The sequence below is a fragment of the Streptomyces sp. IBSNAI002 genome, from assembly GCF_052244475.1.
Lineage (GTDB): Bacteria > Actinomycetota > Actinomycetes > Streptomycetales > Streptomycetaceae > Streptomyces.
Window position 1 is genome coordinate 241,820 of record NZ_JBQPXG010000006.1, and the last position, 23,836, is coordinate 265,655.

A 23,836-nucleotide genomic window follows, 5' to 3' on the forward strand; every position below is an offset into this window, starting at 1 on the left:
TCCGTTGCGGCCCGTGGGGTCCGCCGTCCGAGGACGGCGGACCCCACGGGCGTTCACGCCCCGGGCGCCGGGACCGCCTCGGTCAGCAGGCGGGCCATGGCCTCGGGGTTCTCCATCGGCGCCGAGTGCGCGCCCTCGATGCTGCGGGTGGCGAACGTGCCCCTGGTCAGCGCGGACCAGCCCTTCATCGTGCCCTCGGGCAGCACCGGGTCGGCCGTGGCCGACACCGCCGTGACCGGGATGTCCAGCGGACCCCTGCGGTCGCCGTCCAGCACGCGCAGGTACCGGGTCCACATCGCGGAGTCGCTGCGCAGGTTCTCCAGGTAGCCGGCGAAGACCTCCTCGTGGGCGAGGATCTCGTCGGGCAGCACCCCCCGGAAGGCCTCGGCCAGGGTCCCCGGCTCCGCCGTGTCCCACAGCGCCGACACCTCCTGGAACCGCTGGAGCTCCGGCGGCGCCTCGGTGAACGGCGGCAGCGCACAGGCCGCGACGAGGGACAGCTCCGGGCCGCCCGCCCTGCTGCCCAGCCGGTGGGCGATCTCCCAGACTCCGCATGCGCCCTGGCTGTGCCCGTACAGGACGACCGGCACGTCGAGACGGTCGGACATCTCCGCCACGACGCGGTCGACGAGCACGTTCACATCGCCGAGCGGTGCCTCCCCGTCAGCTGCCTCACGGCCGGGAACGCGGATGCCGAGCAGTTCCACGTCCTCGGGGAGGTACGGGACGAGCGGGATGTGGGCGGTGGTCGTGCCGCCCATTCCCGCCATGCACAGGATCCGTGCCCTGGGGTTCGCCGCCGGCTTGAGCACCCGCACCAGCAGGTCGGCGGAGGCCGAGGCGGCGGCCGTCGCCGAGGCCGTGGCCCCGGTGCCGGGCGGGCGCCCGGTGAGTTCGTCGACCAGGTGCCGCGCGATGCCCGCACAGCTGCCGTGCCGGAACAGTACGTCCGTGCCGAGCGGCAGGCCGGTCCGCCGGGCGAGCCTGGCGCGCAGGCCGACCGCCATCAGCGAGTCCATCCCGAGCTGCTGGAGGGGCTGTTCGGCGGGGATGTCCGCCACCCCGAGGGCAGCGGCGGCCTCGACGCGGACCAGCTCGAGCACCGTACTCAGCCGTGCGCCGCGTCCCATGCCCGCCAGCCGTTCGCCGAGTCCGCTCTCCCGGCGCGTGCCGGTCATCTCGGCGCGCGCCTCCGGGATGCCCAGCAGCAGCGGACGCCGCCGGGCGACGCAGAAGGCGGGGGTGAAGCGGGACCAGTCGATGTCGGCCACGCCCAGCGCCACCCGGTCCGTGCCGAGTACCAGGTCCAGTGCGCCCAGTGCCCGGTCCGGGGCCATCAGCCGCAGTCCCCGTTCCCGGAGCTGCTCCTCCGCCTCCGCCGTCACCATGCCTCCGTCGGCCCAGCCGCCCCAGTGGACGACGGTCGCCGTGAGTCCGCCCGCCACCCGGTACCGGGCGAGGGCGTCCAGCGCGGCGTTGCCGGCCGCGTAGGTCGTGCCGCCGCCCGCGCCCCACAGACCGGCGCCGCTGCCGTACAGCAGGAACGCGTCCAGGGGGCGGTCGCCGAGCAGTTCGTGCAGGTGCCAGGCGCCGGACACCTTCGCGGAGAGTTCCTCGGCGGCCTGGTCGCCGTCGAGTTCGGACAGGAGCGCCATCCCGCCGATCCCCGCGAGGTGGGCGACGACCGTCAGCGGCGGGCCGTCGGCGTCGATGCGGCCGATCAGTTCGGCGACCTGCCTCCTGTCGGCGACGTCGCAGGCCGCCGTCACGATCTCCGCGCCGGCCGCCTCGAGTTCCTCGCGGAACGGTGCGGAGACCTCGCCGGAGCGGGAGGCGAGCACGACGCGCCGCGCGCCGCGTTCCGCGAGCCACCGGGCGAGCCGCCGGCCGAGGGCGCCGGTGCCGCCGGTGATCAGGGCGGTGCCGCCGGTCGTCCAGGGCGAGCGGGGTGCGGGCGTGGTGCGGCGCAGCCGGCGTACGTACCGGCCGTCGGCGCGGAGCGCGATCTGGTCCTCGTCGTCACCGGCGAGGACGGCGCGGACGAGCTGCCCGGCCCAGTGCGGGTGCGGCTGTTCGGGCAGGTCCGCGACTCCGCCCCAGCCTTCGGGGCGTTCCAGTGCCGCGACCCGGCCCAGTCCGTGGAGCAGCGCCTGCTCGGGACGGGTGACCGGATCGGCCGGGTCCACGCCGACGGCGCCCCGGGTGACCAGCCACACCGGAGTCCCGGGGTGGCTCGCTCCGAGCTCCTGCAGCAGTCGTACGGTCCGCAGGAAGCGCCGCGTCCCGTCCTCGTCCGACGGGGTCAGGACGATCACGCCCCGGAGCTCCGCCGGGAGGGCGGCGAGCTCGTCCGGGTCCGTGCCGGCCCGGTGCGTGGCGGCTCCGGCTTCGCCGAGGGCCGTGACCAGCTCCGCGGCGGGTGACGCGGGGTCTGCGAGGACCGCCCAGACCCCGTCCGCCGCAGCCGGGGCCGGGGCGGGTTCGGCGGGCTGCCAGGTCTCCTCGTACAGCCAGTCGGCGATCCCGGCGTGGTCGTCGCGGCTCTCGTGCCAGCGCCGGAGCAGCGGCAGCAGGTCCGTGACGCTGTCCCGGTGCTGCCCGGACGCGCCGAGCAGCTCGGCGAGTGCGTCGGCCCCGCCCGCACCGACGGCGTCCCAGAACCGCTGGTCGGTCGTCTTGCGGCGGGCTGGTTCCTTCCAGTGGCGCTCCCGCTGGAAGGCGTAGCCGGGCAGGCCGACCATGCGGCCGTCGGGGACGGCCGCCGGCCAGTCGATGGCGGCACCGTGCGCGTGCAGGGCGCCCAGGGTGCGCTGGAGCCGGTCCAGGCCGCCCTGGTCGCGTTCCATGGCCGCCAGGACCACGGCGTCCCGGTCCGCGCCGCCGTCGGCCAGTGGCATGGCCAGGACGGGATGCGGGCTGACCTCGACGAACACCGTGTATCCGTCGGCGAGCAGCTGTTGCTGGGCGAGGTCGAGCCGTACGGGTTCGCGCAGGTTCCGGCACCAGTAGGAGGCGTCCAGTTCCTCACCGGAGGCCCGCCCGCCCAGGACGGTGGAGTAGAGCGGGATGTCGGCCGGGCGGGGGCGCAGCGGGGCGAGCCGGTCCCGCAGGCCCGGCAGCAGTGCGTCCATGTGCGAACTGTGGGACGCGCAGGAGGTGTTCAGCTTTCCGCACCACACGTCCTGGTCGTCCCACGCGTAGAGCAGTTCTTCGACGACCGTCCGGTCTCCGGAGATGACCGTGGATCCCGGTGTGTTGACCACGGCGACCGAGACGGCGTCCCCGTAGGGGGCCAGTGCCGTCTCGACTTCGGACACGGGGAGTTCCACCGTCGCCATCTCGCCGTCCGAGTGCAGTGCGGCGAGGGCCGTGCTGCGTGCGGCGACGATCCTGGCGCCTTCGTCCAGGGTCAGGGCGCCGGAGACGACGGCTGCGGGGATCTCGCCCTGGCTGTGTCCGACGACGGCCTGGGCTTCCAGGCCCAGTTCCCGCATGGCCGCCGCAAGGCCCAGGTACATGGTGAACAGCACCGGCTGGGCGATGTCCAGGCGGTCCCAGGCGATGCGGTCCTCGTCCTGGAGGAGTTCGCGGACCGACCAGCCGGTCCAGGGGCGCAGTGCCTCGTCGCAGCGGGCGACCGTGTCGGCGAAGGCCGGGCTCTCGGTGAGCAGGCGCCTGGCCATGCCCGGCCACTGCGAACCCTGGCCGGGGAAGACGAGGACGACCTTGCCGGGCCGGGCGGTGGCGAGGGTGACGGACGGGTCCGGCCGGTCCTGGGCGATGGCGGTCAGTCCTTCGATGACCGCGGCCAGGTCGGGTCCGGCCACCGATGCGCGTTCGGCGAAGTGTTCGCGGTGCCGGGTGGTGGTCCGGGCGAGGTCGGTGAGGGGGGTGTCGGGGTGCCGGGTGAGCCAGTCGGCCCACCGGCGGGCCTGGTCCCGCAGTGCCTGCGGGGTCCGTCCGGAGACGACCACGGGCGGCGCCGCGGCCTGTGCCGGGGCGGGCTGTGCGGCGGGCTGCGGCGGCTGTTCCAGTACGAGGTGGGCGTTGGTGCCGCCGATGCCGAAGGAGGAGACTCCGGCGCGGCGGGTGCCCGCCCAGGCCCGGGTGTCGTCGCTGATCCGCAGGACGGCCGGGTCCAGGCCCAGTTCCGGGTTGACGCGCTGGAAGTTGACCGTGGGCACCAGCTCGCCGTGGTAGACGCACAGTGCCGCCTTGACCAGTCCGGCCAGGCCCGCGGCCACGTCGGTGTGGCCGATGTTGGACTTCACCGAGCCGACGGCGCAGGGCTCTTCGCGGTCGGGGGTGAAGACCTCCTGGAGGGCCTGGATCTCGATGGGATCGCCCATGGCGGTGGCCGTGCCGTGTGCTTCGACGTAGCCGATGTCGGCGGACGAGAGTCCGGCGTCGGCGAGCGCGTCGGTGATGACGGTGGCCTGCCCGTTCACGCTGGGCGCGGTGAATCCGACCTTGTCGGAGCCGTCGTTGTTGATGGCGCTGCCGCGGATGACCGCATAGATCCGGTCCCCGGCCTCGACCGCGTCCGCCAGCCGGCGCAGCACCACCGCCACCACACCGTTGGCGAGGACCGTACCGGCGCCGTCGGCGTCGAAGGGCCGGCAGTGGCCGTCCGGCGAGGCCACGAAGCCTTCCTGGTACTGGTAGCCCTGTTCCAGCGGGAAGGTGAGCGCGGAGGCGCCGACGAGGGCCACGTCGGACTCTCCGCGCAGCAGGCTCTGCCGGGCCAGGTGGGTGGCGACCAGACCCGTGGAGCAGGCCGTCTGCACGGTCAGCGCGGGTCCGCGCAGGTTCAGCTTGTGCGCCAGGCGGGTGGCGAGGAAGTCGTTCTTGTTGCCGATCGCCGAGCGGAACACCTCCGAGGCGTCCTCGGAGTCGCCCTGGTCGTAGCCGCCGAAGCCGACCCCGCCGAAGACCCCGATGCGGCCGGGGTCGGCGCCGGGCAGGATGCCCGCGTCCTCCAGGCCCTGCCAGGCGGTCTCCAGGAAGAGCCGGTGCTGCGGATCCATGTTCTCCGCTTCGGCCGGGGAGCATCGGAAGAACTCGGCGTCGAAGAGGTCCGCGTCCTCCACGTACCCCTTGGCCGGGACGAACCCGGGGTCCTCCAGCACGCTCCTGGGTATCCCGGCGTCGAGCAGCTCCTGATCGGTGAAGCGGCGGATCGACTCGACCCCGCCGCGCAGGTTCGCCCAGAACTCCTCCGCGTCGCGCGCGCCCGGCAGCCGCAGGGCCACGCCGACGATCGCCACCGCGTCCTCCTCCGGACGCTCCCGGTGCGTCGCGGCCGCGGTCACCGTGCGCGTGGTGTCGCCGCGCAGGTACGCGGTGAGCTGCCGGACCGTGGAGTACCGGAACAGCGTCGCGAGCGGGAACTCTCGGTCCAGGGCGGCGCAGAGCCGCTCGTGGACCCGCAGCGCCGCCATCGACGTTCCGCCCAGTTCGAAGAAGCCCCGGTCCGGTTCCACCTCGGCCAGGTCCAGTACCTGCGACCAGGCCGAGACCACCGCGTCCCACACCCGGTCGCCCTCGGCGGCCGGTTGCGCGGCCTCCTGCCGCGGCGCGGGCAGTGCGGCCAGCGCCAGCCGGTCGATCTTCCGGTTCGGTGTCAGCGGCAGACCGTCCTGCCGGACCCAGCGCGCGGGCAGCATCGACACGGGCAGCCGCGCCGCGGCGTGCTCGGCCAGCGCACGCGGGTCGGCGTCCCCGGAGTAGTACACCCACAGGGCCGCCGGGCCGGCGTCCTCGCGGACGACCGCTGCGGCTTCCCGCACACCGGCGCAGCCGGCGACCACGGACTCGATCTCGCCGAGCTCGATGCGGTGTCCGGCGAGCTTCACCTGGCTGTCCACGCGGCCGCAGTACTCCAGTGAGCCGTCCTCGCGGTAGCGGACGACGTCCCCGGTGCGGTACATCCGCCCCGCGCCCTCGTACGGGTCCGCCACGAACCGCTCGTCGGTCAGCGCGGCCCGGTTCCAGTAGCCCCGTGCGACACCGCGCCCGCCGATCCACAGCTCACCGCGGCAGCCGCGCGGTACGGGCTGCAGGTGCCGGTCGAGCACGGCCAGCCGGGTGTCGGGGACGGGCGATCCCAGCGAGACCGGGCCGGGCCCGACCCGCCAGGTCGTCGACCAGACGGTGGTCTCCGTGGGCCCGTACATGTTGAGCACGTCGCCGCCGCAGGTCCGCAGCAACCGGTCGGCCAGGCCTCGGTCGAGCGCTTCGCCACCGACCAGCAGCAGCCGCAGCCCGCCGAGCAGCTCGCGGCCTTCCGCGTCCGCCAGCAGCATTCTGGCCAGGGACGGCGTGCACTGGAGGTGCGTCGGCCCGTACTTCCGGTATCCGGCCCAGGCGCCGAGTTCTCCGCCGGCGATGACCACGCGGTGGCCCCTGGTCAGGGTCCACAGCAGTTCGAGGCCGGAGATGTCGAAGGACACGCTGGTCACGGCGAGCCAGGTGGCGTCGGCGCCACCGCCGACGCGGTCGTCCATGGCCAGGCAGAAGGCGGCGAACTGCGCGTGCTCGACCACCACGCCCTTCGGGGTGCCCGTCGAGCCCGAGGTGTAGATGACGTAGGCCGGGTCGGACGGTTCCGGCCGGAGCGGCGGAGCCGCGTCCGGCTGTCCGTGGCGCCCGTCTCCGGCGCTCTCCTCGACCATCTCCTCGGCGGTCTCCTCGACGGAGAGCACCCGCGGACCGTCCGGCAGGACGTCCGCGAGGGAGCCGGTCGAGATCACCACCCCGAGGCCGCTGTCGGACACCACATGGTCCAGACGTGCCTTCGGGTACGCCGGGTCCAGCGGTACGTAGGCGGCCCCGGCCATCCAGGTGCCGAGCATCGCCACCGGAAGGTCGGCCGTACGGGGAAGGCAGAGGCCGACCAGGTCGCCGCGGGTCACGCCCAGTGCGGCAAGCCTCCGGGCGATCGCGCGGGCCCGCGCGGACACCTCCCGGTAGGTCAGCTCCCGTCCGTCCGCGACCACGGCCACCGCGTCGGGCGTCCGTGCCGCCTGTTCCAGGATCCGCTGGTACGCGGTCTCGGCGGCGGGCCGGGCCGCGACGTCGCCGCCGTGCCCGGCGAGCCACCGGCGTTCCGTACCGCAGAGCAGTTCGCTCTCCCGGACCGGACGCGCGGGCCGCTCGGCCAGCGAGGCCAGCAGGGTCTCGAAGTTGGCGGCCATACGGACGGCCGCGTCCCGGTCCAGGACGTGCGACTGGAACTCCAGCTCCCCGCGCAGCACATCGCCGTCGGCGGTCAGGGTCAGGCCCAGCTCGAACTTCGACGCGCCGCGGACGTTGCCGGACACGCTGCCCGTGGTGGGCAGCCGCCAGGCCTCCTCGCCCGTGCCGATCGTGGGGAAGGCCGCGCCGCCGTAGTTGAACACCGCCCGGAACAGCGGGTTCTCCTCGCCGGTCCGGTCACCGCCGGCGACGCGCACGACCTCGGTCAGCGGCACGCTCTGGTGCTCGAACACCCCCCGCACCCGGGTGTGCGTGCGGGCGAGGACGTCCTCGAAGGACACCGCCCCGGTGAGGTCGCAGCGCAGCGGCAGGGTGTTCGCCAGGAAGCCGAAGGTCTCCGCGACCTGCGGCAGCTCCCTCGCCGACCAGATCGTGCCGATGCTGAAGTCGTACTGGTCGGTGTACCGGGCGAGCAGCACCGCGAAGGCGCTGACGTACACGGTGTACCCGGTGACGGCATGGCGTGCGGCGAGCTCGTCCAGGGCCGCCCGGAGCTCCGCGGGCACGGTGAAGTGCACGGCGTCGCCCTGGTCGCCCTGCTCGCCCGCGGCCTTCCCGGCGTTCTCGGCGGGGTCCCGGGCGGGGAGTTCCAGGCGCTGGGCACCGTCCAGCTCGGACGCGAAGTACGCGAGCGAGCGCTCGAACGCGCCCTGCTCGAGGGCCTGCTGCTCCCATCGCGCGTAGTCGCCGAGGTGGTAGCGGACCTCCGGGAGTCCGGGGGTCCGCTCCTCGATGAGGGACCGGTACGTCTCGTACAGCTCGTTCAGCAGCAGGGACAGCGACCAGCCGTCGGTGATGGCGTGGTGCAGGGTGAGGCACAGGGTCCACATCTCGCCGGAGTCCACCAGCAGGCAGCGGAACAGGGTCTCGGCGTCCAGCTCGAACGGGGTCCGTTCCTCCGCGCGCAGCGTCCGGTCGAGCTCGTCGGCGCCGGCCACCCGCTCGTACCGCAGCGGGACGGTGAACTCCCCGTGCACCACCTGGACCAGTTCGCCGTCGCGCAGCTCCAGTCCGGTGCGCAGCGCCTCGTGACGTTCCATCACCGTACGCAGCGCCCGGCCGAACCTCTCCGGGTCCAGGGGGCTCGCCACCTCCAGCCGCAGGACGGCGTTGTACTGCGCGGAGTCCGGATGCATCCGCTCCAGGAACCACAGCCGGCGCTGGCCCTCGGTCGCCGGGTGGACCTCGCGCCGCTCGGCGCGTTCCATCACCGGTCCGGCGGGCGGCAGCTCGGAGAAGGCGTGGGCCAGCAGGTGGTCCACGACCGCCCGGGTCGTGGGGTGCTCGAAGGCGAGCGTGGACGGCAGCGGTGTGCCGGTCACCTCGCTGAGCCGGTTGCGCAGTTGCAGGGCCATCATCGAATCCAGTCCGCGCTCCTGGAACCGCTCGTCCACGGGCAGGGGTTCGCCGAGTCCGAGGACGCCGCGGAGGACCTCTTGCACGGCCTCCAGCACGGCGGGGGCACGGGCCGGCTCGGGCAGTGCCGCCAGCCGGGCCGCCAGGTCCGCGGGGGGTGCCTGCCGTTCCTGGCGGGTACGGGATCCGCCGTCGATCCAGTAGCTCTGCCGCTGGAAGGCGTAGCCGGGCAGGCCGACCAGGCGGCCGGGGCCGTCGACGATCCGGGTCCAGTCCACCGGGTGGCCGTGGACGTGCAGTTCGCCGAGGCCGCGCACGATCTGGTCGAGGCCGCCGTGGTCGCGGCGCAGGCTGCCCAGGACCACTCCGCCCCGGTCGGCGGTGAAGGCGGTCAGCGGGATGGCCAGCAGGGGGTGCGCGCTGATCTCGGTGAACACGCCGAAGCCGGCGGCGCTCAGCGCGTCGAGCGCCAGGTCCATGCGCACCGGCTCGCGCAGGTTGCGGCACCAGTAGCGGGCGTCGAGGAGCTCTCCGCCGATCAGCGCGCCGGTCACCGTGGAGTACATCGGCACGGTCGTCGCGCGGGGGCGCAGTCCGCTCAGCGCCGCTTCCACCCCGGGCAGCATCGGATCGACCAGGGCGCAGTGTCCGGCCCGGTCCGCCTTGATCCGGCGGGAGAACACGTCACGGTCCGCCAGCTTCGCGAGCAGGTCGCCCACCGCGTCCGCCACGCCGGCCACGACCACCGAACCCGGGGTGTTCACGACGGCCACCGACAGCGCGCCGTCGTACGCCGCGAGCAGTTCCTCCACCTCGGCCAGCGGCAGTCCCAGCACGGCCATGCCGCCCGAGCCGCTCTCGATGCGGTCGAAGGCCTGGCTGCGGACGGCGACCACCCTGGCGCCCTCCTCGAGGGTCAGCGCTCCGGCGACGACCGCGGCGGGCACCTCGCCCTGGCTGTGGCCGACCACGGCCTCCGGTTCCAGGCCGACGGACCGCCACACCTCCGCCAGACCGAGTGCGACCGTGAACAGGGCGGGCTGGGTCACCTCGACGTCGTCCAGGCTCAGGCCGCTCGCCCCGGGGTCCTGGAGGAGTGCGCGGACCGACCAGCCGGTCCAGGGGCGCAGTGCCTCGTCACAGCGGGCGACCGCCTCGGCGAAGGCCGGGCTTTCGGCGAGCAGGCGCTGCGCCATGCCCGGCCACTGCGATCCGTGGCCGGCGAAGACGAACACGACCTTGCCGCGTTCCTCGGCCACGCCGGTGCACACCGCGTCGTCGGCGTGTCCGTCCCCGAGCGCGGCCAGTCCGCGCACCGCCTCGTCCAGGTCATGGGCGAGTACGGCGGCCCGGTGGTCGAAGTGCCGGCGGTTACGGGTGGTGGTCCGGGCGAGGTCGGTGAGGGGGGTGTCGGGGTGCCGGGTGAGCCAGTCGGCCCACCGGCGGGCCTGGTCCCGCAGCGCCTGCGGGGTCCGTCCGGAGACGACCACGGGCGGCGCCGCGGCCTGTGCCGGGGCGGTGGGCGTGGCGGGCTGCGGCGGCTGTTCCAGTACGAGGTGGGCGTTGGTGCCGCCGATGCCGAAGGAGGAGACTCCGGCGCGGCGGGTGCCCGCCCAGGCCCGGGTGTCGTCGCTGATCCGCAGGACGGCCGGGTCCAGGCCCAGTTCCGGGTTGACGCGCTGGAAGTTGACCGTGGGCACCAGCTCGCCGTGGTAGACGCACAGCGCCGCCTTGACCAGCCCCGCCAGGCCCGCGGCCACGTCGACGTGGCCGATGTTCGACTTCACCGAGCCGAGCGAGCAGGGCTCGTCGCGCTCGGCGGTGAAGACCTCCTGGAGGGCCTGGACCTCGATGAGGTCGCCCATGGCGGTGGCCGTGCCGTGTGCTTCGACGTAGCCGATGTCGGCGGACGAGAGTCCGGCGTCGGTCAGCGCGTCGGTGATGACGGCGGCCTGGCCGCTCACGCTGGGCGCGGTGAATCCGACCTTGTCGGAGCCGTCGTTGTTGATGGCGCTGCCGCGGATGACCGCATAGATCCGGTCCCCCGCCTCGACCGCGTCCGACAGGCGCCGCAGCACCACCGCCACCACACCGTTGCCCACCACGGTGCCCTGGCGCTCGGCGTCGAACGCACGGCAGGAGCCGTCCGGGGAGAAGACGAAGCCCTCCTGGTGGTAGTAGCCGTACTCCAGGGGGAAGGTGAGCGCGGAGGCGCCGACGAGGGCCACGTCGGTCTCCCCGCGCAGCAGGCTCTGCCGGGCCAGGTGGGCGACGACCAGACCCGTGGAGCAGGCCGTCTGCACCGTCAGCGCGGGACCGCGCAGGTTCAGCTTGTGCGCCACCCTGGTGGACACGAAGTCGGACTTGTTGCCGAGGAGGTTGCGGTAGAACTCGTGGAGTTCGGTGATCTCGTCGCCGCGGACCGTTCCGGTGTTGTAGCCGCCGAATCCGGCGCCGGCGAAGACTCCGATGCGGCCGTGGTCGGCGCCGGGCAGGATGCCCGCGTCCTCCAGGCCCTGCCAGGCGGTCTCCAGGAAGAGCCGGTGCTGCGGATCCATGTTCTCCGCTTCGGACCGCGAGTACCCGAAGAACTCGGCGTCGAAGAGATCGGCGTCCTCCACGTACCCCTTGGCCGGGACGAACGCAGGATCGTCCAGCACGCTCCTGGGCACCCCGGCGTCCAGGAGCTCCTGATCGGTGAAGCGGCGGATCGACTCGACCCCGCCGCGCAGGTTCGCCCAGAACTCCTCCGCGTCGCGCGCGCCCGGCAGCCGCAGGGCCACGCCGACGATCGCCACCGCGTCCCCGTCCGGGCCCGTGCCGCCCGTGCCCGTACGCTGCTCGGCCGCCGCCGTGGCCGTCGCCGTGGCCGGGGTCACCGCGGGTGCGGGGGTGTCGGCGCGCAGGAACGCGGTCAGCTGCCGCACCGTGGAGTGGCGGAACAGCGTCGCGAGCGGGAACTCGCGGCCGAGGCCGTCACGGACCAGCTCGTGGACCCGCACCGCCGTCAACGACGTGCCGCCCAGATCGAAGAACCCGCTGTCCGGGTCCACCTCGTCCGGCTCCACCTCCAGCACCTGCGACCAGGCCGAGAGCACCGTCTCCCACACCCGGTCACCGCCGGCGGACGGCTCCGCCCGTACCTGCGGCGCGGGCAGCGCGGCCGGCTCCGGAGCCGCCCCGGCGCCGGGCCTGCGGAACCGGCCCTCCTCCTCGGCGTGGAGCAGGGGCAGCCGGCTGACCGGCAGGCCGTCGTCCCGGACGAAGGAGGTCAGCAAGGTCTCGAAGTTCGCGACCATGACCCGTGCGGATTCCCGGTCCAGTACGTGGGTCCGGAACTCCAGCTCACCGCGCAGTCCCTCCGCGGCGGGTGCGAGGCTCATGGTCAGCTCGAACTTGGCGGTTCCCGCGACGTTGCCGGTGAAGAACCCGGCGAACGGCCGCCACGCGTCGTCGTCCGGCTCCGCGCCCAGGCCGTAGTTGAAGACCGCCCGGAACAGCGGGTTCTCCTCGCCGTTGCGCTCGGCGTCGACGACCTTGACCACTTCGGACAGGGGCACGTTCTGGTGCTCCATCACGCCGAGCACGCGGGACTTCATCGCCGCCAGCAGCTCGGGCACGTCCGGGTCGGCGGAGAGGTCGCAGCGCAGCGGCAGGGTGTTGGCGAGGAAGCCGACGATCTCCGCCGACCCGGGCAGCCCGCGCCCGGACCACACCGTGCCGATGCCGAAGTCCCGCTGGTCGCCGTACCGGGCGAGCAGTACCGCGAAGGCACTGGCCAGCACCGTGTACAGGGTGACCCCCGCCTTGGAGGCGAGGGCCTCCAGCTCGCCCCGCAGGGCGTCGGACACGGCGAATCCGACCTTGTCCGCGCCGGAGTCCGGGTCGCTCGGGGGCAGTTCCAGACGTGGGACCCCGGACAGTTCGTCCCGGAAGAAGCCCAGTCCCGTCTCGAAGGCTCCCCGCGCGATGGAGTCCCGCTCCCAGCCGGCGTAGTCGCCGAGGTGCACGAGAGGCGCGCTCCCGCTGCCGGGTACGCGGCCGGCGCGGAACTCCCCGTACGCGGCGAACAGCTGGTTGAGCGTCATGACCAGCGACCAGGCGTCGACGATCGCGTGGTGCAGGGTGAGGCAGACCACCTGTTCGTCGGCGCCGGTCAGCACCAGGCAGCGCAGCAGCACGGGGCCGGACAGGTCGAACGGCGTCTCGGCCTCGACGCGGATCCGCTCGGCCAGCTCATCGGGGCCGGCGACCTCCTCGAAGCGCAGGGGGCTGCCGAACTCCTCGTACACCACCTGGACCAGTTCGCCGTCGCGGCTCTCCAGGCCCGTGCGCAGGGCCTCGTGCCGCCGCACCACGTGCTCGACGGCGGAGGCGAACGCCTCGCGGTCCAGCGGTTCGGGGACCCGGACCGGCATCGTCACGTTGTACTCGGCCGTGCCGGGGCTCATCTGCTCCAGGAACCACAGCCGGCGCTGCCCCTCGGTCGCGGGATGGACGTCGCGTCGCTCACCGCGCTCCACGCGTTCCACGCGCGGACGGACCGCGGCCTGTCCCTGGCCTCCCGGTTCTCCCAGGTCGCCCAGGCAGCCGTTCAGGTACTGCGCCAGGCGGGCGGGCGTCGGGTGGTCGAAGACGGCCGTCGCGGGCAGGGACAGTCCGGTCTCCGCGGACAGCCTGCGGCGCAGTTCCACGGCCATCAGGGAGTCCAGTCCGAGCCCGGTGAACTCCGCGTCGGGGCTGATCTCGTCGGGGCGGCCCAGTGCCGCGGCCGCTTCGCGCCGCACGAGGTCGGCCAGCGCGCGGATGCGCTGCGGTTCCGGCAGGGCGGACCAGCCGGTGTCGGCACTGTCCGTACGGGTGTCCGCGAGCCTGCGCATCCGGGTCCTGCCGCGCAGCAGCGGCGAACGGTCGTCCTCGGCCCCGGACAGATCGATCCGCAGGGGTACGAGGTGCGCCCGCCGGCCGGTCAGCGCGGTGTCGAGGGCCCCCAGCGCCTGGGCGCCGGTCAGCGGGGCCACGCCCTGCCTGCGCATCCGGGCCAGTTCGGCCCGGCCCAGGTGCGCGGTCAGGCCCGTACCGGCCTGCTCCCACAGCCCCCAGGACAGGCTCAGCGCGGGAAGTCCCTGTCGGCGCCGCTCGAGCACGACCGCGTCCGCGAACGCGTTCGCCGCGGCGTAGCCGCTCTGCCCGGCGCTTCCGAGGACACCCGCGGCGGACGAGAACACCACGAACGAGGTCAGCGGACGGTCCGCGGTCAGCTCGTGCAGCCACCATGCCGCGCGTGCCTTCGGCGCCCAGACGCGTGCGAGACGCTCCGGGGTCTGGTCGGTGAGCAGCCCGTCGTCGAGTACGCCGGCCAGGTGCCACACGCCGACGAGGTCCGGGACGGACTCCACGAGTCCGGCCAGCTGTTCGCGACGGGTGACGTCGCAGGCCACCACGCGTACGTCGGCGGCCCCGGCGGCGGTCAGTCCGGCGACGAGCTCGTCGGAACCGTCCGCGGCGTCACCCCGGCGGGAGGCCAGGACCAGCTTGCGCACTCCCCATGAGCCCACCAGGTGCAGGGCGACCTGCCGGCCCAGTTCACCGGTGCCACCGGTGATCAGCACCGTGCCCTCGGCCGCGGACGCGGCGGCGTGGCCGCCGTCGGGTGCCGTGTCGTGCGGGGAGAACCGGACCAGCCGGGGCACCCGGACCGTCCGGCCGCGGACCACCAGCTCCGGCTCGGGAAGGGTCAGCGCCGCCCGCACCGTGTCCGCATCGGCACCGGCGTCCACGTCGAGCAGCCGCACCGGGTGTCCCTCGGCGCGCGCCGCACGCAGCAGGCCCCACAGGGGCGCAGAGGTCAGGTCGACGCCCTCGCCCTCGTCCGCGGAGACCGCCTGACGGGTCACCCAGACCAGTTCGGTGCCGGTCAGGCGTGGGTCGGCCAGCAGCTCACGCGCACGGACCAGGGCCGCCGCGGTGAACTCCTCCGGGGCGCCGGAGGGCCGGGTGGCGTCCACGACGATGCGGGACGGCACCGGTCCGGTGGCGGTTCCCGCGTCCGGTACGGGCAGTACGGCCAGTACGGGCAGTCCCAGTGTGGCCGCGAGAGGACCGGCGGTGATCACGGTGTCCGCGGGCCCGGCGGCGGGCGTCGACGGGCATTCCTGGAACTCCAGCCGGTACAGGTGCTGCCGCGCCGCCGTCCGCAGGCCTTCGGCGCGGGCTTCCCGGAGGCGGAGGCCCGCCGTGACGACCGGGTCCCCGTGCTCGTCCGTCACGTACAACTCGGCCTGCTCGCGCGTGCCGTCGAGGCGTACGCGCACCCGCACGACCGAGGCCCCGGTCGCGTACAGCCGGGCGTCGCTCCACTCGAAGGGCAGCAGGACCCGCTTGCCGTCGCGGTGCCCCGTGTTCTCGTCGCCGGGCGTCCGGGCTTCCTCGGCGGTGAGGATCGTGTGGAGCGCGGCGTCCAGGAGCGCGGGGTGGATCCCGAAGCCTTCGGGCCGCAGGTCCTCCGGGAGGCGGAGGAGGGCGTAGAGCTCGTCGCCGTGCCGCCAGAGGGCGCCGAGGCCCTGGAAGGCGGGGCCGTAGTCGAGTCCGCGCTCGCGGAAGCGCTCGTAGAACCCGTCCAGGGGCACGGGTTCCGCGGATCCGACCGCCGCCGCCCAGTCGAGGGGTTCGGGGTCGTGCGGCCGTGTGCCGTGGGCGAGTTGGGCGGTGGCGTGCGTGGTCCAGGGCGTGTCGGGGTGGGCGTCGGGGTCGGGGTGGGTGTGCACGGTGGCCTGGCGGCGCCCGTGGCCGTCGAGGTCGGTGACGGCGATCTGGAGCCGCAGCCGCCCGGCCTCGGGCAGGACCAGCGGGGTGGTGAGGGTCAGGGTCTCCACCGTGCCGGCGCCGACCCGTTCGGCGGCGGTGAGGACCATGTCGAGGATCCCGGTGCCGGGCAGCAGCGTCGTGCCGAACACGCGGTGGTCGCCCAGCCAGGACTGCCCGCCGTCGGTGGGGTCGATCGTGCCGGTGAGGATCAGTCCGTCACCGGAGGCCAGCGGTGTCGACAGCGTGAGCCACGGGTGGTCCACCCCGTCCACGCCGCCCGCCCCGTCCACGCCCCGCCCGGAGGCCTCCGCGGGCGGGGTGCCGGGGGCGGCGAGCCAGTACCGCCGGCGGTCGAAGGCGTACGTGGGCAGCTCGCTCGCCGGGGGTGTCCGGGGGACGAGTTGCTGCCAGGGCCATGCGTCGGCGTGGGCGAGGCCGGCGCGGACCCACGAGGCGAGGAGGTCGGTGGTGTCGCCCCGGTCCCGGTGGGCGCTGGCCACGGCGACTCCGCCGTGCTGCCGGGTGATCTCGTCGAGGACCATGGCCATGACGGGGTGGGGGCTGACTTCGGTCCAGGTGTGGTGGCCGTCGGCGGTGGCCGCCCGGGCGGCCAGGTCGAAGCGGACCGGTCGGCGCAGGTTGGCGCACCAGTAGTCGGCGTCGAGCTCGGTGCCGTGGACCAGACGGCCGTGGACGGTGGAGTACAGCGGGATCCGTCCGGCGGCCGGCTCAAGGCCCGCGAGCTCCTCGGCGAGGACGGGGAGGAGCGGGTCCATGTGGGCGCTGTGGGAGGCGTAGTCGACCTGCACCCGGCGGGCGAACACGTCCTCGGCCTTCAGCTGCGCCAGCAGGGTGTCCAGGGCATGGGCGTCCCCGGAGATCACCGTGGACGTGGCCGTGTTGACCGCTGCGATCGACAGTCCGGTGCCGGTGAGGCGCTCGCCGATCCACTCGTGACCGCGTTCGACGACGGCCATGCCGCCCCGGCCGCGGCAGGTGGCCACGGCCCGGGAACGCGCCGCCACGATCCTCGCGCCCTGTTCGACCGTGAGGACGCCCGCGACCACCGCGGCGGCCACCTCGCCCTGCGAATGCCCGATCACCGCCCGCGGGATGACACCCATCGACTCCCACCAGGCGGCCAGGCCCACACCCATCGCGAACAGCGCCGGCTGGACCTCCTCCACCCCGGACAGCGGCCGCTGCCCGGTGAGCACCTCGGTGACCGACCAGCCGGTCCACGGCAGCAGTGCGGCGTCGCAGGCGGCCACGGCACGGGCGAACGCGGGCGAACTGGCGTACAGGGAACGGCCCATGCCCTCCCACTGCGAACCCTGCCCCGGGAACACCCACACACCACCGGCGGCGGCCCCCTGAAGGGCCTCCTCGGGCAGTGCCTCGACGGGGGCGATCACACCGGGTGCCTCGATCCCCCCGGCCAGTGCTTCCAGCCGGTCGATGGCCTCGTCGCGGGTGGCGGCGAGGACGGCTCCGCGCTGGTCGAACCAGCCGCGGTTCCACAGGGCGGTGGACGCCACCCGGTCCAGCGGGACCTCCGGGTGGGCGCGCCACCAGGCGGCCCAGCGTCCGGCCTGCGCGCGCACCACGTCCGCGTCCCGGCCCGACACCACGACCGGGAACACGCCCTCCGGCACGGCCTGTTCGGGGTCGGCCCGTACGGCGGGCGCCTCCTCCAGGACGAGGTGGGCGTTGGTCCCGCTGAGCCCGAACGAGGACACGCCCGCCCGCCGCACCCGGGAGTCCTCGCGCGGCCAGGAGCGCGCCTCGCCCAGCAGCTCGAGCCCGCTGCCCTCCCATACGACGTGGGGGCTCGGCTCGTCGGCGTGCAGGGTCGCGGGCAGCTGCTCGTGCTGGAGCGCGAGCACCATCTTGATCACGCCGGCCACGCCCGCGGCGGCCTGCGCGTGGCCGATGTTCGACTTCGACGAACCGAGGTACACCGGCCGCTGCACGGACCGTCCCGGTCCGAAGACCTCGGCCAGGGCTCCCGCCTCGATCGGGTCGCCGAGGGGGGTGCCGGTGCCGTGCGCCTCGATGGCGTCCACGTCCGCCGGGGACAGCCCCGCCCGCGACAGAGCCTGCTGGATCACGCGCCGCTGCGAGGGCCCGTTCGGGGCGGTCAGCCCCTGGGAGCGGCCGTCCTGGTTGACGGCCGAACCACGGATCACGGCCAGGACGCGATCACCGTCGGCCTGCGCGGCCGACAGCCGCTTCAGTACGAGGACACCGCAGCCCTCGGACCAGCCGGCCCCGTCCGCGTCGGCGGAGAAGCTCTTGCACCGGCCGTCGGCGGCCATGCCGCGCAGCCGGGAGAACTCCACGAACAGCGAGGGCGTCGACATCACGGTCACGCCGCCGGCCAGCGCGATGTCGCACTCCCCCTGGCGAAGCGCCGTCACCGCCAGGTGCAGGGCCACCAGCGAGGACGAACACGCCGTGTCCACCGTCACCGCCGGGCCCTGCAACCCCAGTGAGTACGACACCCGGCCCGACAGCACGCTGCCGGCGCTGCCCATCGAGCCGTACGCGTCGAGCGCACTCAGGTCGTGCCGGTGGAATCGGTCGTAGTCCGATCCCATCGCACCGAGGTACACGCCGGTGTTGCTGCCCTCGAGGGTTCCGGGGCGCAGTCCGGCGCGCTCCAGGGCCTCCCACGAGGCTTCCAGCACCAGGCGCTGCTGCGGGTCCATCGCGCGCGCCTCGCGCGGCGGTATCCCGAAGAAACCGGCGTCGAACTCCTCCACATCCCGCAGGAATCCACCGGTCCGCGCATAGCTCTTGCCCACGGCCTCCGGATCCGGGTCGTACACGTCCCAGCCGTCCCACCGCGACGGGAACCCCTCGATCGCGTCCCCGCCCGAGGACAGCAGCTCCCAGAACTCCTCCGGAGTCCCCACCCCGCCCGGCAGCCGGCACGCCATCGACACGATCGCGACCGGATCGCCGTCCTGGTCCTGGGCCTGGTGCGCGGTCCGTACGACGGCCCCGGCGGGCGCCGCGGCCGGTGCCAGGTCCATCCGTTCCAGGAGGAACTCCGCCATGGCGGCCGGGGTCGGGTGGTCGAAGGCAAGCGTCGCGGGCAGCGGTACCTCGGTCTCCTGGGAGATCCGGCGCCGCAGTTCCACGGCCATCAGCGAATCGAGGCCGAGGTCGCGGAGCACCTGCTGGGCCGGCACCGCGCCCTTGTCCGGGAGGCCGAGCACGCTCGCCGCCGCCGACCGCACGAGCAGCGTCACCGTCTCCCGCCGCTGGTCGGGGGAGAGCGCCGCGAGCCTGCCGCGCAGGCCCGAGGGGGTCTCCCCCGCGTTCGCCCGGCGCATGCGCGGCCTGACCATGCCGCGGAGCAGCGCCGGCACCTCGTCCTGGCCGCGGTGCAGCGCGGCGAGCCCGAGCCGCACGGGAACCAGGTGTCCCCCCGCATCCACCGCCAGCGCCGCGTCCAGCGCCTTCAGCCCCTGGTCCACGGACAGCGGCTCGACGCCCATGCGCCGGATCCGGGTCAGCTCGGCCCGGCCGAGATGCGCGGTGAGCCCCGTGCCGGCCTGCTCCCACAGCCCCCAGGACAGGCTCCGGGCGGGCAGGCCCGCGTGCGTCCGCCAGACCGCGAAGGCGTCGAGGAAGGCGTTGCCCGCGGCGTACGTGCTCTGGCCGGGGCTGCCGAGCACTCCGGCGAGCGAGGAGAACATGACGAACTCGGACAGCGCGTGCTCCCGCGTGAGTTCGTGCAGGTGCAGGGCCGCGTCCAGCTTCGGAGCCAGTACGCGCTCCAGCCGGCGCGCGTTCTGGTCCGCCAGCAGTCCGTCGTCCAGTACGCCGGCCAGGTGCCAGACCGAGTCCAGGTCGTCGATGGAGCCGATCAGACCGGCGAGGGCCTCCCGGTCGGCGACGTCACAGGCCACGATCCGTACGCTGTCGGCCCCGGCCTCCGTGAGTTCGGCGGCGAGGCCAGCGGCCCCGGGGGCCCGCTCGCCCTGACGCGAGGTCAGCACGAGGCGCCGGACACCGCGGGTGCGCACGAGATGCCGGGCCAGCTCCCGGCCCAGCTCACCGGTTCCGCCGGTGACCAGTGCCGTTCCCCTCAGTGCCGCTCCCTCCGGCGCCGGGGTTGCCCCGGTGGCGCCGTCCGGCTCCGGCTCCGGCTCGACCGCGACCAGCCGGGCGACCCGGATCTCCCCTGCCCGTACGGCGATCTCGGGCTCGTCCGCGACGGACACGGCCCTGGCGAGCACGGCGGAGTCCTCGGCCGCGGAGCCGGTGTCCACCAGCCGCAGGGACCGCTGCGGGTACTCGGCGCGCGCGGCACGGACCAGGCCCCAGACCGGGGCGTGCACCAGACCGTCGACGCCCTCCCCCGGCTCGGCCGCCACGGCCCGCCGGGTCACCCAGACCAGTTCGGTCCCCTCCAGCCGGGACTCGGCCAGCAGGGCCTGCAGCACGTGCAGCGCGGCGGCGGTGGCCGTGCGCACCGCGTCCGCCGGATCGCCCTCGCCCCGCGCGGTGCGGTCGACGACGAGGCGGGCCGGGGGCTCGTCGCCGGCGTCGAGCCGGGCGCGCAGCCCTTCCACGTCGGCGACGGCCTGTCCGCCGGTCACGTGCGCGAGATCGCCGGAGCCGCCGAGAACCCAGCTGCCGGCCGGTACCTCGCGGGTCGTGGGGGAAGGCCGGAAGTCGAGCCGGTAGAGGTGGTCGCCCGTACGCCGACGCAGCTGCTGCTCGGTCGCCGGGCGCAGGACGAGCGCGTCCACGTAGGCCACCGGATCGCCGTGGGCGTCCGTCATCCACAGCCGGGCCCCGGACGACGCGGGGTCCCGCTCGATCCGGACGCGCAGTTCGGTGGCCCCGGTGGCGTACAGCTCCACCCCGGTCCACTCGAAGGGCAGCAACACCTGTCCGGTGCCGGCGTCCAGTACGGAGACCGCGTGCAGCGCCGCGTCCAGCAGTGCCGGATGCACCGCGAAGCCGCCCGCCGCCGCGCTCCGGGCCTCGGTCTCGGCCGCGGTCTCGGCGGCCGGGTCGGGCAGGCGGACCACGGCGTAGGCGGTGTCGCCGCTGCGGGAGAGCTCCACCAGGCCCCGGAAGGCGGGCCCGTAGTCGATCCCGCGCTCGCGCAGCCGGTCGTAGAACCCGTCCAGGTCCACCGGTGTGGTGCCCGCCACCGGCAGGCTCCGCAGTTCCCGGAAGCCGTCGCCGTGGGCGTCGCCCGACACCGGGTGGGTGAGGAGGTGGGCGGTGGCGTGGGTGGTCCAGGGCGTGTCGGGGTGGGTGTCGGGGCCCGGGTGGGTGTGCACGGTGACCTGGCGGTCCCCGTGGGCGTCGGCGCCGGTGACGGCGACCTGGACGCGCAGCGCGCCGGTTTCGGGGAGGACGAGGGGGGCGGTCAGGGTCAGGGTGTCGATCCCGGTGGCGCCGACGCGTTCGGCGGCGGCGAGGACCATGTCGAGGATCCCGGTGCCGGGCAGCAGCGTCCTGCCGAACACGCGGTGGTCGCCCAGCCAGCGCTGTCCGGCTGCGGTGGCGTCGATCCTGCCGGTGAGGACGAGGCCGTCGTCGTCGGCCAGCGGGGTGGCGAGCGTGAGCCAGGGGTGGCCGAACCCGTCCGCGCCCCAGGCCGAGGGGTCGGACGGGGTGCTGCCGGAGGTGGGGAGCCAGTGGCGCCGGCGGTCGAAGGCGTAGGTGGGGAGGGCGCTTTCCACCGGGGTCCGCGGCACCGCGCGCTCCCACGGCCAGCCGTTCCCGCGGGCCAGTCCCGCACGGACCCATGCGGACAGTACGTCGGTGGTGTCGGCCTGGTGCCGGTGGGCGGTGGCGACCGTGGTTCCGCCGTGCTGCTGGGCGATCTCGTCGAGGACCATGGCCATGACGGGGTGGGGGCTGATCTCGGTCCAGGTGTGGTGGCCGTCGGCGGTGGCCGCCCGGGCGGCCAGGTCGAAGCGGACCGGTCGGCGCAGGTTGGCGCACCAGTAGTCGGCGTCGAGCTCGGTGCCGTGGACCAGACGGCCGTGGACGGTGGAGTACAGCGGGATCCGTCCGGCGGCCGGCTCAAGGCCCGCGAGCTCCTCGGCGAGGGCGGGCAGGAGCGGGTCCATGTGGGCGCTGTGGGAGGCGTAGTCGACCTGCACCCGGCGGGCGAACACGTCCTCGGCCTTGAGGCCGGCGAGGAAGGTGTCGAGGGCGTCGCCGTCCCCGGAGATCACGGTGGATCCGGGGGTGTTGACCGCGGCCACGGACAGTCCGGTGCCGGTGATGCGTTCGGTGATCCAGTCCAGGCCGCGTTCGACGACGGCCATGCCGCCCCGGCCGCGGCAGGTGGCCACGGCCCGGGAACGCGCCGCCACGATCCTCGCGCCCTGTTCGACCGTGAGGACGCCCGCGACCACCGCGGCGGCCACCTCGCCCTGCGAATGCCCGATCACCGCCCGCGGGGTGACACCCATCGACTCCCACCAGGCGGCCAGGCCCAGACTCATGGTGAACAGCGCCGGCTGGACCTCCTCCACCCCGGACAGCGGCCGCTGCCCGGTGAGCAGCTCGGTGACCGACCAGCCGGTCCACGGCAGCAGTGCGGCGTCGCAGGCGGCCACGGCACGGGCGAACGCGGGCGAACTGGCGTACAGGGAACGGCCCATGCCCTCCCACTGCGAACCCTGCCCCGGGAACACCCACACTCCCCCGGCGGCGGCCTCGTGCAGGGCCTCGTCGCCCAGTGCCTCGACGGGGGCGATCACACCCACGGCGTCCGTACCGCCGGCGAGCGCGTCCAGCCGGTCGATGGCCTCGTCGCGGGTGGTGGCGAGGACGGCTCCGCGGTGGTCGAACCAGCTGCGGTGCCAGCGGGCGGTGGACGCGACCCGCTCCAGGGACACCTCGGGGTGGGCGCGCCACCAGGCGGCCCAGCGCCCGGCCTGCGCCCGCACCACGTCCGCGTCCCGGCCCGACAGCACCACCGGGAACACCCCGTCGGTGGCGGCTCCGGCGGCCTCGGGCCCGGCGGCCTCCTCGGGCTCCTCGGCGGATCCCGTACCCGCCGGTGCCTCTTCGAGGACCAGATGGGCGTTGGTCCCGGAGAGGCCGAACGAGGACACGCCCGCGCGCCGCGGCCGGGACTCCGCCCGCGACCAGGAGCGTGCCTCGTCCAGCAGCCGCAGCCCGCTGCCCTGCCATTCGATGTGCTCGCTGGGCCGCTCGGCGTGCAGGCTCGGGGGCAGCTGCTCGTGCTGGAGCGCGAGCACCATCTTGATCACGCCGGCCACGCCCGCGGCGGCCTGCGCGTGGCCGATGTTCGACTTCGACGAACCCAGCCATACCGGCTGCTCCGCCGACCGTCCCGGTCCGAAGACCTCGGCCAGCGCGCCGGCTTCGACCGGGTCGCCCAGTGGAGTCCCGGTGCCGTGCGCCTCGATGGCGTCCACGTCCGCGGGGGACAGCCCCGCACGCGACAGGGCTTCTCGGATCACGCGCTGCTGCGAGGGCCCGTTCGGGGCGGTCAGCCCCTGGGAGCGGCCGTCCTGGTTGACGGCCGAACCACGGATCACGGCCAGGACGCGATCACCGTCGGCCTGCGCGGCCGACAGCCGCTTCAGTACGAGCACGCCGCAGCCCTCGGACCAGCCGGCCCCGTCCGCGTCGGCGGAGAAGCTCTTGCACCGGCCGTCGGCGGCCATGCCGCGCAGCCGGGAGAACTCCACGAACACCGACGGCGTCGACATCACGGTCACCCCGCCGGCCAGCGCGACGTCGCATTCGCGCTGCCGCAGCGCCGTGACCGCCAGGTGCAGGGCCACCAGCGAGGACGAACACGCCGTGTCCACGGTGACGGCGGGGCCCCGCAGCCCCAGTGAGTACGACACCCGGCCGGACAGCACGCTGCTCGCCCTGCCGGTGTTGACGTAGCCGTCCTGGTCGCCGAGGCCGTGCCCCAGGCTGCCGTAGTCGCCGTTCATCGTGCCCAGGTACACACCGGTGTTGCTGTTCTCGACGGCTTCGGAGGGGTACCCGGCCCGTTCGAGGGCTTCCCAGGCGGTCTCCAGGACCACCCGCTGCTGCGGGTCCATCGCGCGCGCCTCGCGCGGCGGTATCCCGAAGAAACCGGCGTCGAACTCCTCCACATCCCGCAGGAATCCACCGGTCCGCGCATAGCTCTTGCCCACGGCCTCCGGATCCGGGTCGTACACGTCCCAGCCGTCCCACCGCGACGGGAACCCCTCGATCGCGTCCCCGCCCGAGGACAGCAGCTCCCAGAACTCCTCCGGAGTCCCCACCCCGCCCGGCAGCCGGCACGCCATCGACACGATCGCGACCGGTTCGGTCAGTTGTGCCTCCAGATCGGTCGCCCGCCGCTTGAGCTCCCGGATCGCGGGCAGGGCGAGTTCCAGCCGACTCTGTTCAGACATCAGGA

Annotated in this window: 1 pseudogene; it reads right to left on the bottom strand. The window is 74.3% G+C overall.

Annotated features, from left to right (window positions below):
- Positions 1-53: 53 nt before the first annotated feature.
- Positions 54-23,744 (bottom strand): annotated as a pseudogene (locus ACTVZO_RS44345) (amino acid adenylation domain-containing protein); the annotation flags it as partial.
- Positions 23,745-23,836 lie beyond the last annotated feature (92 nt).